The organism is Collimonas sp. (genome assembly GCF_035566555.1).
Classification (GTDB): domain Bacteria; phylum Pseudomonadota; class Gammaproteobacteria; order Burkholderiales; family Burkholderiaceae_D; genus Collimonas.
In genome coordinates this window covers 15,702-29,698 of record NZ_DATMRB010000116.1, presented here as the reverse complement: position 1 = coordinate 29,698, position 13,997 = coordinate 15,702, and the positions used below count along the sequence as shown (strand labels likewise).

The 13,997-nt window shown below is 59.5% G+C and carries 14 protein-coding genes; 12 read left to right on the top strand and 2 right to left on the bottom strand.

The window, feature by feature from the left end; translation table 11 throughout:
• From VNZ65_RS15240 to VNZ65_RS15190, 11 genes are all read left to right on the top strand, one after another.
• The coding region (locus VNZ65_RS15240; RefSeq protein ID WP_325670425.1) for a FimV/HubP family polar landmark protein at positions 1-1,026 on the top strand (1,026 nt) is incomplete at its 5' end.
• Positions 1,027-1,154: 128 nt separating this feature from the next.
• On the top strand, positions 1,155-1,964 hold the full coding sequence (truA, locus tag VNZ65_RS15235; RefSeq protein ID WP_325670423.1) for a tRNA pseudouridine(38-40) synthase TruA: 810 nt from the start codon (positions 1,155-1,157) through the stop codon (positions 1,962-1,964).
• A gap of 81 nt (positions 1,965-2,045) precedes the next feature.
• Positions 2,046-2,720, top strand: coding sequence for a phosphoribosylanthranilate isomerase (locus VNZ65_RS15230; RefSeq protein ID WP_325670421.1), 675 nt, complete (start codon positions 2,046-2,048; stop codon positions 2,718-2,720).
• 79 nt (positions 2,721-2,799) lie between these two features.
• The gene (trpB, locus tag VNZ65_RS15225; protein WP_325670419.1) at positions 2,800-4,065 is read left to right on the top strand and encodes a tryptophan synthase subunit beta; all 1,266 of its coding nucleotides are present in this window, start codon (positions 2,800-2,802) and stop codon (positions 4,063-4,065) included.
• A gap of 95 nt (positions 4,066-4,160) precedes the next feature.
• On the top strand, positions 4,161-4,958 hold the full coding sequence (gene trpA / locus VNZ65_RS15220; protein ID WP_325670417.1) for a tryptophan synthase subunit alpha: 798 nt from the start codon (positions 4,161-4,163) through the stop codon (positions 4,956-4,958).
• Between the two features lie 115 nt (positions 4,959-5,073).
• On the top strand, positions 5,074-5,946 hold the full coding sequence (gene accD / locus VNZ65_RS15215) for an acetyl-CoA carboxylase, carboxyltransferase subunit beta (RefSeq protein WP_038489592.1): 873 nt from the start codon (positions 5,074-5,076) through the stop codon (positions 5,944-5,946).
• 65 nt (positions 5,947-6,011) lie between these two features.
• Positions 6,012-7,322: a bifunctional tetrahydrofolate synthase/dihydrofolate synthase gene (gene folC, locus VNZ65_RS15210; protein ID WP_325670413.1), complete on the top strand. Its 1,311-nt coding sequence runs from the start codon at positions 6,012-6,014 to the stop codon at positions 7,320-7,322.
• A 55-nt stretch (positions 7,323-7,377) separates the two neighbouring features.
• On the top strand, positions 7,378-8,331 hold the full coding sequence (locus VNZ65_RS15205) for an SPOR domain-containing protein (protein ID WP_325670411.1): 954 nt from the start codon (positions 7,378-7,380) through the stop codon (positions 8,329-8,331).
• A 94-nt stretch (positions 8,332-8,425) separates the two neighbouring features.
• A complete protein-coding gene (locus VNZ65_RS15200; protein WP_325670409.1) occupies positions 8,426-8,914 on the top strand; it encodes a CvpA family protein in 489 nt (162 codons plus the stop codon).
• Positions 8,915-8,991: 77 nt separating this feature from the next.
• Positions 8,992-10,509 (top strand): amidophosphoribosyltransferase, encoded by a 1,518-nt coding sequence (gene purF / locus VNZ65_RS15195; protein WP_325670407.1) that lies wholly within the window; start codon positions 8,992-8,994, stop codon positions 10,507-10,509.
• Positions 10,510-10,666: 157 nt separating this feature from the next.
• Positions 10,667-11,902: a cystathionine gamma-synthase family protein gene (locus VNZ65_RS15190; RefSeq protein WP_325670405.1), complete on the top strand. Its 1,236-nt coding sequence runs from the start codon at positions 10,667-10,669 to the stop codon at positions 11,900-11,902.
• Positions 11,903-11,963: 61 nt separating this feature from the next.
• On the opposite strand, the gene VNZ65_RS15185 is transcribed toward VNZ65_RS15190, so the two are convergent.
• Together VNZ65_RS15185 and VNZ65_RS15180 are read right to left on the bottom strand one after the other, a co-directional pair.
• On the bottom strand, positions 11,964-12,545 hold the full coding sequence (locus tag VNZ65_RS15185) for a TIGR00730 family Rossman fold protein (RefSeq protein WP_325670403.1): 582 nt from the start codon (positions 12,543-12,545) through the stop codon (positions 11,964-11,966).
• A gap of 35 nt (positions 12,546-12,580) precedes the next feature.
• Positions 12,581-13,246, bottom strand: a complete 666-nt coding sequence (locus tag VNZ65_RS15180) for a TetR/AcrR family transcriptional regulator (protein WP_325670401.1) — start codon at positions 13,244-13,246, stop codon at positions 12,581-12,583.
• A gap of 271 nt (positions 13,247-13,517) precedes the next feature.
• Between VNZ65_RS15180 and VNZ65_RS15175 the strand changes: the two genes are divergently transcribed.
• Positions 13,518-13,709, top strand: a complete 192-nt coding sequence (locus VNZ65_RS15175; protein WP_061940244.1) for a DUF1289 domain-containing protein — start codon at positions 13,518-13,520, stop codon at positions 13,707-13,709.
• The last annotated feature ends 288 nt before the right edge of the window (positions 13,710-13,997 follow it).

Sequence of the window (13,997 nt, the reverse complement as noted above, 5' to 3'; positions counted from 1 at the left end):
AACCAGCCAAGCCGCAACGCGATTCGCGTCAAGCTGCTGGAAATCTACGCCAACCGCAAGGATCCTCGTTCGTTTGAAATCCTGGCCAGCGAGTTGTATAGCCTGACCCGCGGCGAAGGCGAGGACTGGCAGCAGGCGGCTGCGCTGGGCCTGAATGTCGACCCGGCCAATCCGCTGTACGGTGGCGGCAAGCTGCAGGATCAGGTGATCGCCAAGGCTGATGCGATTACCGCGCCGACCCAGCCCATGGATGGCCTCGACTTCAATTCGCTGACAGCGCCGACCGAGCCGCAGAAGGCGCCGATTCCTGAGCTGGTGCACACCGCACCGGCAGCAGAATTGCTGGCGCCGTTGAGCCAGAATGACCTGAGCAAGCAGGGCGGCGCCGCTGCCAAGGCCGAGATCAACGATATGGATTTCGACCTGGAAGAACTCGGCAGCACCGCCTCGGCCAACCAGAACACGGTACTGTTGTCGCCGTTGCATGAAGCCGGCAAGTCGATGCTGGATTCACTCGATTTCGAACTGGACCACAAGGCAGCGGCTCCGGCAGCACCGGTTGCGCCCAAGGCGGTTGAAAAAGCGGCACCGGCGGTGGCTGCGTTCGGCGCGCTGGATTTCCCGGCCGGCGGCCAGCCGTCCAATTATGAGCCAGCCCACGCGCACATCGACCTGCCATTTGAAACCAAGCCGGCAGCCAAGGCGCCTGCTGCGCCTTCCTATGCGCAGCATGCGGAGCCGATGGTGGCGCCGCTGGAATTCAATCTGTCCGGCATGAACCTGGACCTGGACAGCGCAGTGCACGCGCATGCTCCGGCAACCGCCAGTGCCCCTGTAGCTGTAGCTGCAGCCGCTGAAACAGCGTCGGCAAGCGCCAATCCTGAAATGGCGACCAAGCTCGACCTGGCAGTCGCCTACAAGGAAATCGGCGACAAGGAAGGCGCGCGCGAGTTGCTGGAAGAAGTCTTGAAGGGCGGCAGTGCAGAACAGGTGGATGCAGCGAAGCTGTTGATCGCTAAACTGTAATTGACGGGATTGGTGGGTTGTCGCATGACTGAGGCTGCAACCCGCTGTTAAAATCACGGTAGCATTTTGCCAAAGGACGGGCGCAGCGTTATGCTAGCGCCCGTTTGCTTTTATAAAACAGGAATTGGATGAAACGTATCGTTCTCGGCGTGCAGTACGACGGCACGCCTTGGCAAGGATGGCAGACCCAGCCCAGCGGCAAGACTGTGCAGGACCGGCTCGAGCTCGCCTTGCAGAAATTCACCCAGGGCCCGGTCGCCACCACCTGCGCCGGCCGCACCGATTCAGGCGTGCATGCGCTGGAACAGGTAGTGCATTTCGATACCCATTTGTCGCGCGAGATATTTTCCTGGGTGCGCGGCTTGAACGCCTTTTTGCCGCCGTCCATTGCGGTGCGCTGGGCGCATGAATTGCCGCTGCTGGCAGATGGCAGCGAGCAGGACAATTTCCATGCGCGCTTCAGTGCTAGCGCCAGGACCTATCATTATCTTTTGTATAACAATCCGGTGCGTTCGCCGCTGCTGGAGGGAAAGGCCGGCTGGGTATTCCGACCGCTGGAAGTGGAACTGATGCGGCAGGCGGCGGCTCACCTGATCGGCACCCACGATTTTTCCGCCTTCCGCGCCATCGAATGCCAGGCCAAATCACCGGTGCGCAGCATGGATCAGATTTCCATAGAGCGGCGCGGCGATCTGATCGTGTTCACCTTGCGCGCCAATGCCTTCCTGCATCACATGGTGCGCAATATCGTCGGCTCCCTGATCTATGCAGGCAACGGCAGCAAGCCGCCGCAATGGATCGCCGAACTGCTGCAGCAGCGCGACCGCAGCCGGGCGGCGCCGACCTTCATGCCGGACGGCCTGTATCTTGCGCAAGTGGCGTACGACCAGAAATGGCAGTTGCCGCAGCAGCCCGCGGAGCTGCTGCCTTGGCTGTAAAGCACTGGCCGGCGGCGATCTTGCCATGCCGGCAGGATGATATAGTGCATTTGTTGAAGTTTTGTTGAATCGACCATGCCCATGAGCCACCGTACCAGAATCAAGATCTGCGGCCTGACCCGCGCGCAGGATGTGCGCGCTGCCGTGGAAGCCGGCGCCGATGCGCTTGGTTTCGTGTTCTATCCAAAGAGCCCGCGCTACGTCACGCCCAGCCAAGCCGCCGCCCTGATCGCCACGGTGCCGCCTTTCGTCACCACGGTCGGGCTGTTCGTCAACGCCGAAGCGGCGCAGCTGCGCGAGGTCGTGGCCGAGGCGCCGGTATCGCTGCTGCAGTTCCATGGCGATGAAACGGTAGAACACAGTGCGGCGCTGGCGGCGGCCGTCAACCGGCCCTTTATCCGCGCCATGCGCATAGGAAGTACAACCCTGGCCGCAGATTTGATAGAATATGCCCAGGCCTATCAAGCCGGCAGCCATCTGTTTTCCGGATTGCTGCTGGATACCCTGGTAGAAGCTTACGGTGGCAGTGGAAAGGTATTTGATTGGTCTCTCATCCCAAAAGAGCTCGCGCCTCAGGTCGTTTTAAGTGGTGGCTTGAGCGTGCACAATGCGACTGACGCGGTAACACGCGTACGTCCCTTTGCGGTCGACATCAGTAGTGGCGTCGAACAAGAAAAGGGCATCAAGGACGCCGCCAAGATTCGCGCATTCATTGCCGCGATACGGCAGGCGGATGCTGATCTGAACGAGATATAAGGCTCCCTTAGCGCAGCGGGCAAGACAGCTGCGGCATCGTTCTGATCGGCAAACCGGCATATCTTTATAGAGACACATCATGAAAGAGTTCACCCCACTCGAGCAGTACGCCGAGCGCCAGCCGCTCGCCGCCAGCACCTTGCGCCAGAGCGCCCAGTACAACTTGCCGGACGCCAAGGGCCACTTCGGCATGTACGGCGGCAGTTTTGTATCGGAAACGCTGACCCTGGCCCTGAGCGAGCTGCAGCAGGCTTATGCCAAATACCAGAACGAGCCGCAATTCCAGGCCGAATTCCACAGCGAACTGAAGCACTTCGTCGGCCGCCCCAGTCCGATTTACCACGCCAAGCGCTGGTCCGAGCAGATGGGCGGCGCGCAGATCTATTTCAAGCGTGAGGATCTGAACCACACTGGCGCCCACAAGATCAATAATGTGATCGGCCAGGCTTTGCTGGCCAAGCGCATGGGCAAGCCGCGCGTGATCGCGGAAACCGGCGCCGGCCAGCACGGCGTCGCCACCGCCACCATCTGCGCCCGTTTCGGGCTTGAGTGCGTGGTCTACATGGGTAGCGAAGACGTCAAGCGGCAGATGCAGAACGTCTACCGCATGAACCTGCTGGGCGCCAAGGTGGTGCCGGTGGAATCCGGTTCCAAGACACTGAAAGACGCGCTCAACGAAGCCATGCGCGACTGGGTCACCAATGTTGAAAATACCTTCTACATCATCGGCACGGTAGCCGGTCCGCATCCTTATCCGATGATGGTGCGCGACTTCCAGTCGGTGATCGGCAACGAGTGCCTGACGCAGATGCCGGAAATGGCCGGACGCCAGCCTGACCACGTGGTCGCCTGCGTCGGCGGCGGTTCGAATGCGATGGGGATTTTCTATCCCTACATCAATCATCACGATGTGGCGCTGGTCGGGGTGGAGGCAGCTGGCGAAGGATTGGCGAGCGGCAAGCATTCCGCATCGCTGACGCTCGGTTCGCCGGGCGTGCTGCATGGCAACCGCACCTATCTGCTGCAGGATGAAAACGGCCAGATCATCGAGACCCATTCGGTTTCGGCCGGCCTGGATTATCCGGGCGTGGGTCCCGAGCACGCCTGGCTCAAGGATTCCGGCCGCGCCACTTACGAAACCGTGACCGACGACGAAGCGCTGGCGGCCTTCCATACCTGCTGCCGCATCGAAGGCATCATTCCTGCGCTGGAATCGAGCCATGCCTTGGCCTATGCGGCGCGGCTGGCGGCAACCTTGCCCAAGGATAAGATCATCCTGGCCAACCTGTCCGGCCGCGGCGACAAAGACATGCATACCGTTGCCGAGCGTTTGAAACTGGCCTGATCAAGGTCGTCCGGGCCTGCAGCGTAGATTCATGCGCGCCGCGGGCCCGGAAAACGCGCAAGCACCCCACAACGCAATCCATATCGATAAATCCTATGTCCCGAATCCAGACTACCTTGGCCGCGCTCGCGGCCAGCAATAAAAAAGGCTTGATCCCATTCATCACCGCCGGCGATCCGGCGCCGGAACTGACTGTGCCGCTGATGCATGCGCTGGTCCGCGGCGGCGCCGATATCCTGGAACTGGGGGTGCCGTTTTCCGATCCAATGGCGGAAGGGCCGGTGATCCAGCGCGCCTGCGAACGTGCGCTCAAGTTCGGCGTCAGCCTGCGCGACGTCTTGGGCTATGTGCGTGAATTCCGCCAGACCAATGCCAGTACACCGGTGGTATTGATGGGCTATGCCAATCCGCTGGAGCGGATGGGTGTCGATGCTTTCATTGCCGCTGCGAAAGAGGCGGGTGTCGACGGCAGCATCGTGGTCGACTATCCACCGGAAGAGTGCGAAGAGTTTGCCGAGAAAATGCAAGCCAGCGGCATGGATCCGATTTTCCTGCTGGCGCCGACCTCGACCGAGGAGCGGATCAAGCAGGTGGCCAAGGTCGGCGGCGGATTCACGTATTATGTGTCATTGAAGGGCGTGACCGGCGCCGCCAATATCGATACCGCCGAGGTGGCGGCGCGCGTGGCGGCGATTCGCAAGCATGTCAAACTGCCAATCGGCGTCGGTTTCGGCATCCGCGATGCGGCCACGGCCAAGGCCGTGGCGCAGGTGTCGGATGCGATCGTGATCGGTAGCCGGATTATCCAGGAACTGGAGAATACGCCTCCGGCGCAAGCTGTGGCAGCAGTGGAAAGTTTCTTGTCAGGTATCAGAAAAGCGCTGGATGAATGATTTTTGACATTTTTTGATGTCTTAATGGCATGCAATCTATCTTTGATTAGCTATTTCGCTGATGCAGGGATAAAGGTAAAATTCGGCAAGAAAAAAATCTGAAGGAGGTCGCTCCATGAGCTGGCTAGAAAAATTACTACCCCCGCGCATTCAGCGCAGTGACTCGGCAACCCGCAAATCCATCCCCGAGGGGTTGTGGGTCAAGTGCCCATCCTGCGAAGCGGTTCTGTATCGCACCGACCTGGAATCGAACATCCATGTCTGCCCGAAGTGCAATCACCACATGCGGATCCGCGCACGCGAGCGCCTGGATGCGCTGCTGGACGCCGGCGGCCGCTATGAAATCGGCCAGGAAACACTGCCGATCGACACGCTCAAGTTCAAGGACAGCAAGAAATACCCAGACCGCCTCAAGGCAGCGATGGACGCCACCGGCGAAACCGATGCCCTGATCGTGCTCGGCGGCTCCATCATGACCTTGCCGGTCGTGGTGGCAGCGTTTGAATTCGAATTCATGGGCGGCTCCATGGGCTCCGTGGTCGGCGAGCGCTTCGTGCGCGGCGCCCAGGTCGCGTTGGAGCAGAAAGTGCCGTTCATCTGCATTACCGCTACCGGCGGTGCGCGCATGCAGGAAGGTTTGCTGTCCCTGATGCAAATGGCCAAGACCACTTCCATGCTGACCAAGCTGTCGGAAAAGAAGCTGCCGTTCATCAGCGTCCTGACTGATCCGACCATGGGCGGCGTTTCCGCTTCGTTCGCCTTCATGGGCGACGTCGTGATCGCTGAACCGAAGGCGCTGATCGGCTTTGCCGGTCCACGCGTGATCGAGAACACCGTGCGTGAAAAATTGCCGGAAGGTTTCCAGCGCGCTGAATTCCTGGTGACCAAGGGCGCCGTCGACATGATTGTCGACCGCCGCAAGATGCGCGAAGAAATTGCGCGTTTATTGGCGTTGTTGCAAGATCAGCCAGCCGAATCCATCGCTTGAGTGAGTTCTGCCCCAAGGCCTGAACTGTAGCGGTTCAGGCCTTTTGTTTTTAGTTGGATGTCAAAATGTCAAATATTTCCGCCAAGCCCGCAACGCTCGACGACTGGCTCGCATTTCTGGAGTCGCGCCATTTCAAAACCATAGACATGGGCCTGGACCGGGTAGTGCAGGTGAAGGAAAGGCTGCAGCTGCAGTTCGCCTGTCCGGTGATCATGGTGGCCGGCACCAATGGCAAGGGTTCGACCTGCGCCATGCTGGAATCGATATTGCTGCGCGCCGGCTACAAGGTCGGCCTGTACATCAAGCCGCATTTCCTCGATTTCAACGAGCGCGCCCGCATCGGCGGCGAATCGGCTTCGGACGCAGCCCTGATCGCCAGTTTCGAGGCGGTGGAAGCCCAGCGCGGCGAGATTTCCCTGACCTATTTTGAATTCACCACGCTGGCCATCATGCATTTGCTGGCTGAGGCCAAGCTCGACGTCGTGATCCTGGAAGTCGGCCTTGGCGGCCGCCTCGACGCCGTGAACATCGTCGACGCCGACGTTTCTATCGTCACCAGCGTGGATATCGACCATATTGAATACCTGGGCGATACGCGCGAGAAAATCGGCTTTGAAAAGGCCGGTATTTTCCGCCCCGGCAAGGCCGCCATCTGCAGCGATCCGGTGCCGCCGCAATCGCTGATCGACCATGCCGACGCCATCGGCGCCGATCTCTGGCTGCTGGGGCGCGATTTCAACTATACCGGCGACAAGCAGCAGTGGAACTACGGCGGCCGCGGCCAGCGCCGCAATGCGCTGGGCTACCCCAGCCTGCGCGGCGCCAACCAGCTGCTGAACGCCTCGGCCGCGCTGGCTGCGCTGGAGGTGTTGCGGCAGGAATTGCCGGTCAGCGCCCAGGAAGTGCGCAGCGGCTTTGTCATGATGGATCTGCCGGGCCGCTTCCAGGTCTTGCCGGGCCAGCCGCTGGTGATCCTGGATGTCGCGCATAACCCGCATGCCGCCGCCACATTGGCGCAGAATCTCGACAACATGGGCTTTCACCCCTACACCTATGCAGTGTTCGGCGCCATGCTGGACAAGGATATCGAAGGCATCGTCGCCCAGTTGAAAGGCCGTATCGACCACTGGTGCCTGACCAGCTTGCCGCTGCCGCGCGCCGCCAGCGGCGAGCAATTGCAAGAACGTTTGCTGGAAGCCGGTGTCCATCCTGAGTCCGGGCCGGATGCGCAATCGAGCATCAGCAGTTTCGATTCTCCCGCCGCCGCCTATGCAAATGCCTTAGGCAGGGCAGGTGAGAATGATAGAATTGTGGTTTTCGGATCGTTCCTGACTGTTGCCGGCGTGATGGCGGCGAGAAAGTCTGGATTTCACTGACGATTTATCGGCGGCCATGGTTTCTGGCCGCTGACTAGCTAGCAAAATATATCGCATGGGTTTGTTCTCTTTTCTTCGTAAAAACAAGCAGCAAACCGACCCTGACCAGGGTGTTTATCGTTCTAGGGCCGATACCGGAATCGGCCCTGACGCCGAGCAGGCAGAACTGCCTTTACGCGCCCGCAAAGCCAGGACAGGCAAGGCGGCCAATCAGCAGAACGAAGCGGTAGATCCAGTCTTGCCGGAAAAGAAGCGCGCCCGCCGCCGTCTGGTGGGTGCCGTAGCGTTGGTGCTGGGCGTGGTGATCGTGCTGCCGATGATCCTCGATTCCGAGCCGAAACCGTTGGCGGACGACATTGCGATCCAGATTCCTTCGCGCGACACGCAGGCGGCCAGCGCTTCTGCCAGTGCGGCAGCCTCGGTCAATAGCAGCGGTCTCGATAAGCAGGAAGAAATAGTCGATCCTGTCAGCAGTACGCCTCCTCCTGCGGCTGTCGTCAAGCCGCCAGCTGCCGCTACACCGGCTGCGCCGGCAACCGCCGCCGTCAAGCCCGCCGTGCCGGACAGCCTGGCCGTCGTGACGCCGCCAATGCCGGCGCCTAAGCCGGTGGCGCCCGTGGTTACGCCTAAACCTGAGGCTAAGCCGAAGCCGGAAGCCAAGCCGAAAGCGGAAAGCAAACCGAAGCCGGAGCCGGCCGCCGACAAGAATGACGATTCAGCCCGTGCGCTGGCGATACTGGACGGCCGCAGCGACGCTGCGCCGGCGCCAGAGAAAAAACCGGGCAAGTTCGTGCTGCAGGTCGCCGCGTTGGCGTCCCAGGACAAGGTCAATGAACTGCAGGGCAAGCTGAAAGAAGCCGGCATCCACTCCTATACCCAGAAAGTCCCGACCGCGTCCGGCGAGCGCATCCGCATCCGGGTCGGTCCCTTCAGCAGCAAGGAAGAGGCTGAAAAGGCGCGTGCCAAGCTGGCCAAGCTGGGCCTGAACGGCAGCTTGATTCCGGGCTAGGGAAGCAAGGCTTGACGCATGAGCTTGATACGTGCAGCTTGATTTTCGCGTTATTTGCGCCATATAGACTACTGGTCAGAAATCCTCGAACCGCGTGACAATTTTCGATTATCTGGTGCTGTTCGTGCTGATCTGCTCGGTGGTGATCAGCACTTTGCGCGGTCTGGTGAAGGAAATCCTGTCCCTGGCGAGCTGGGTGATTGCCTTGATTGTGGCCAACGCGTATGGCCAAAATCTGGCAGAATTGCTCCCCGACGCGATTCCGGGAAATGTAACGCGCTTAATCGTGGCTTTCCTGGCGCTGTTTATTGGCGTAAGGTTATTAATGATGATGTTGAGCATGGCGCTCAACGCCGTGATCAAGGCCAGCGGCCTGGGGCTGGTGGATCATGGGCTGGGAGTGGTGTTCGGACTGGCGCGCGGCCTGGTGATCGTGCTGGCGGCAGTCCTGGTGTGTGGTGCTACGGCAATTCCGCAACAGCCATTCTGGCGCGATGCGATGCTGAGCCCACTGGCGGAAAGCGCGGCGCGAGCTGCCATTCCCTACCTGCCGGGGCAGTTCGCCAGCCACCTGAAGTTTTGAATTCGCTGTACTGGGCCTGCGCCTTCGCGCAAGCGCCATTGAGCTGTATCGGATTGTTTATTGTTTAGGAGTCCACCATGTGTGGCATAGTCGGCATCGCTTCCCAGAACCCCGCCAATCAACTCATCTATGACGCCTTGTTGCTTTTGCAACATCGTGGCCAGGATGCGGCAGGGATCGCAACCAACCACGGCAACGGATTTTTCATGCACAAGGCCAACGGCCTGGTGCGCGACGTCTTCCGTACCCGCAACATGCGTTCGCTGCCGGGCAATTTCGGCATCGGCCAGGTGCGTTATCCGACCGCCGGCACCGCCAGCGCGGAAGAAGCGCAACCGTTCTACGTCAATGCCCCGTTCGGCATCATCCTGGCGCACAACGGCAACCTGACCAACGCCGAGCAGCTGAAGATCGAGATGTTCAAGAACGATCGCCGGCACATCAATACCGATTCCGATACCGAAGTGCTGCTGAACGTGCTGGCGCATGAAATCCAGCAAGCCACGATCGGCTACTCGCTCGATCCGGGCGTGCTGTTCAAGGCGGTCGCCAACGTCCACAAGCGGGTGCGCGGTTCCTACGCCGTGGTGGCGCAGATCGCCGGCCACGGCTTGCTGGCTTTCCGCGATCCTTACGGCATCCGGCCGCTGTGCATCGGCGCCAACGAAACCGACAAGGGCACCGAATACGTGATCGCCAGCGAATCGGTTGCTCTGGAAGGCCTGGGCTTCCGCTTCCTGCGCGACGTCACGCCGGGCGAAGCGATTTTCATCGATATCGACGGCCAGATGTACAACCAGCAATGCGCCGACAACCCGACCCTGAATCCATGCGCCTTTGAATTCGTCTACCTGGCCCGTCCGGATTCGATCATCGACGGCGCTTCGGTGTACGCCACCCGCCTGAAAATGGGCGAGTACCTGGCCGACAAGATCAAGCGCGAATTTTCCAGCGGCGACATCGACGTGGTCATGCCGATTCCCGACTCGTCGCGTCCGGCCGCCATCCAGCTGGCGCTCAAGCTGAATATCGAATACCGCGAAGGCTTCATCAAGAACCGCTACATCGGCCGCACCTTCCTGATGCCAGGACAGGCAATCCGCAAGAAATCGGTACGCCAGAAACTGAACGCGATCGGCTCGGAATTCAAGGGCAAGACCGTGCTGCTGGTCGACGATTCGATCGTGCGCGGCACCACCAGCCGCGAAATCGTGCAGATGGCGCGCGATTCCGGCGCCAAGCGCGTGATCTTTGCCTCGGCGGCGCCACCGGTCAAGTTCCCGAACGTCTACGGCATCGACATGCCGACCCGCGGCGAACTGATCGCCTACGGCCGCAGCGATGAAGAAGTGTGCCGCGAGATTACAGCCGATGCGCTGGTGTACCAGGATATCGACGCCCTCAAGCGTTCGATTTCCGACGTCAATCCTTTGCTGAGGAATTTCGAGGCATCCTGCTTTGACGGCAACTACATCACCGGCGATATTTCGCGCGACTACCTCGACCGCATCGAGTTCGCCCGCAACAATCCGAAGCCGGAAAGCGAAGATGCCGTGCGTTCGCAATTGAATCTGAGCCTGGCGCAAGTCGACTGATCCTGTTTTCTGAGCGTATGCCATATTCAGCTTAAAAACCTGATCTGCAAAAAGTACGAAAGGCACGAAAGTATCCGTTAATGATTTCTCTCATTCGGTTGTTTTCGTGCCTTTCGCGCTTTGCGCGGACAACAAGCTTTACGAGTAAAAATCAAACATGACGCAAAAATACGGCTTCACCACCACCATCCTGCACAGCGACCGCCAGAAAACCATTGAGCATGGCGCCCCGCACAAGCCGGTCCACACCTCGGTCACCTGGGGTTACAGCGATGCGCGCCAGCTGGCCGAAGTTTTCCAGGGCAAGCAGTCAGGCTATCGTTACGGCCGGCAGGGCAACCCGACAGTTGCGGCGCTGGAAGACAAGGTCACCAAGATGGAAGGCGGCCTTGCCACCATCTGCTTTGCCTCAGGCATGGCGGCCATCGGCGCATTGATCCAAGCCTTGCTGCGCGAGGGCGACCACGTGGTGTCGTCGACTTTCTTGTTTGGCAACACTGCCAGCATGTGGCAAACCTTTGGCGGCCAGGGCGGCAAGGTCAGCATGGTCGACGCCACCGATGTGGCCCAGGTGGAAGCGGCGCTGACGCCGGCGACGCGTATGGTGTTTGTAGAAACCATCGCCAATCCGCGCACCCAGGTTGCCGATCTCAAGCGCATCGGCGAACTGTGCCGCGCGCGCGGAATCCTGTTCGTGGTTGACAACACCATGACGTCGCCTTACCTGTTCCAGCCGAAAACGGTCGGCGCCGGCCTGGTGGTGAATTCCCTGACCAAGTCGATCGGCGGCCATGGCAATGCGCTGGGCGGCGCAGTGACCGACACCGGCTTATACGACTGGAGCGGCTTTCCCAATATTTATGATGCCTACAAGCGCAACCCGGCGCCGCAATGGGCGCTGGCGCAAATGCGCGCCAAGGCATTGCGCGATTTCGGCGCCTCGCTCGGTCCTGAGGCGGCGCATCACATCGCGGTCGGCGCCGAGACCATCGCCTTGCGCATGGAGCGCAGCAGCGCCAGCGCCTTGGCCGTGGCGCAGATGCTGGAAGCCGACCCGCGCGTCGCCGCCGTGCATTACCCGGGCTTGGAATCGCATCCGCAGCACGCCTTGGCTGCTGAGCTGTTCCGCAGCAACGGCTATCTGTTCAGTTTTGAGCTGAAGCCGGAAATCGATTGTTTCGATTATCTGAACCGCTTGAAGCTGGCGATTTCCGGCACCCACCTGGGCGACAACCGGACACTGGTGATTGCCGTCGCCCACACCATTTTCTACGAGATGGGTGCAGAACGGCGCGCCGCCATGGGCATCAGCGAATCGCTGATCCGGGTCTCGATCGGGATCGAAGACACGGCTGACCTGGTGGCGGATTTCAAGCAGGCGCTGCAGGCCTGAGCCAGCAGCGGTTGGGAAGAATGGAGCGGGGCGGTTGCCAGGCAGCCGCCCCGTTTGCATTTCAGATAGTAGTGCGGTCCAGCCACTTCGGTACGTGCAGCGGTACGAACGAGCTGAAGCGTTGCAGCAGCGCCTCGGGCTGTGCTTCAGCCATCAGCAGCCCAGCCTGCTCGCCCTTGAGGAAACGCTGCGACACCATGTGCTGGATGAACTGCAGCAAACCGTCATAAAAGCCGTCGACGTTCAGCAGGCCGATGGGTTTCTGGTGAAAGCCCAGCTGCGCCCAGGTAAACACCTCGAACAATTCTTCCAGGGTGCCGACCCCGCCCGGCATGGCGATAAAGCCATCCGACAATTCCGCCATCATCGCCTTGCGCTCATGCATGTCCTTGACGATATGCAGCTGCGTCAAGCCCTTGTGGCCCAGCTCCTTGTTCAGCAACGCTTCGGGAATGACGCCGGTGGCACGGCCGCCGAGGCGCATCACTTCGTCGGCAATAATGCCCATCAGGCCGACATTGCCGCCGCCATAGACCAGCGCAATGTCTTGTTTGACCATGGCTTGCGCCAGGCTGCGCGCGCCCACAGCGTATGCTGGGGTGGCGCCGGGAGAAGAGCCGCAATAGATGCAGAGAGATTTCATGGCAGTACTCGGATCGGGGTGGGCAGGGCGGTCAATCAGACATTGCTCTGCAGGTATTTGGTTTTCAGTTCTTCAAAATGGCTCAGCGTTTCGCCGCGCAGATACGGCTGCATCAGCGCCAGCACCTGGTAGCAGCCGCTCGCCAGCGCATGGTCCACCACCGGCTGTTCCGTGTACTGACGTGGATTCAGGACGTACTGGTAAGACAGCCAGTAACTGGCCACGACTACCATGTTGGAAGACAGGGCGTCGATTTCGGCCGGGCTGGCGTCCAGCGCCTTGTCTTCGTGCAAGCCCTGGCACAATTCGCGGACGACAGCGATCTTGTGGCCGAAAATTTCCTTGAAGTGCAGCTCCAGGGTGCGGTTGCGCGACAGCAGATCGTTGAGGTCGCGATAAAAGAAACGATAGCGCCAGATCAACTGGAACATGTGGTGCAGATAGTGCCAGACGTCGTGCATGGTGGGGCGCTGCCCCTGCGTCATGGCCAGCATGCGGCTGATTTCTTCTTCGAAGGTGACGAAGATCGAGTTGACGATATCGTCTTTGTTGCGGAAATGATAATACAGATTTCCCGGCGAGATTTTCATCTCGTCGGCGATGATGGTGGTAGTGATGTTGGGTTCGCCGAACTCATTGAAGAGCCGCAACGACAGATCCATGATTTTTTCGCGGGTGCGACGTGGCGCCTTTTGCTCCATGACTGTTTTCTTTCTGATGTTCTGTCCGCAATGCCGTTTTTACCAGATTGATAAATTGGCTCAGCAAAGATTGTATATTGCTTCGCGCCTATCGTCGTGGATGCATTGCTGAAATGATCGTTATAGCATCTATTTTCTTCTGTGCGAACTTCGCGTTCGCGCCGCCGTCGAATGCTGAAATAAGGTCGCGCAGGTGGTCGCTGTTATAAAATGAAGGACCGGGCGGCGCTTGATGGCAAGCGTGCCCGAGTCTCATTCTATAAAGGTCCGCATGTCAGATTCTCCTCCGCAACGTCCCGATACTCCTTGTGTAGCGGTCTGTTCGACCACCTTCGACGATGTCTGCCGCGGCTGCGGCCGGACCGTGAACGAAGTGGCGCACTGGGTTTTCATGACCGAGGAAGAAAAAACCAAGGTTTGGGAGCGGATTACTGCTGAGGGTTATCCGCGCCGCCAGGGCTGATGCGCGAGCCCGTGGCCGTCATCGGCTATCGGAGCTCCTGGGTATCTCTGCCAGCAGCACGCGTCACATCGATACTTGCACTTAGGTTGTTTGTTGTGCCACTGAAAACGATTGTGTTGTTTTTGATTGCCATAATGATGATTATTTACGCCCATTGATCGGTTTTATCCAATTTCTTCAGTATGGTGGTGCCCGGTTTAACTGTAACTTACTGTATATTCCGCCGCAAAAACGAGCAGCGTCATGAATAATTGCAAACAATGGTTAAAGTTTGTGATCATGTGCAGT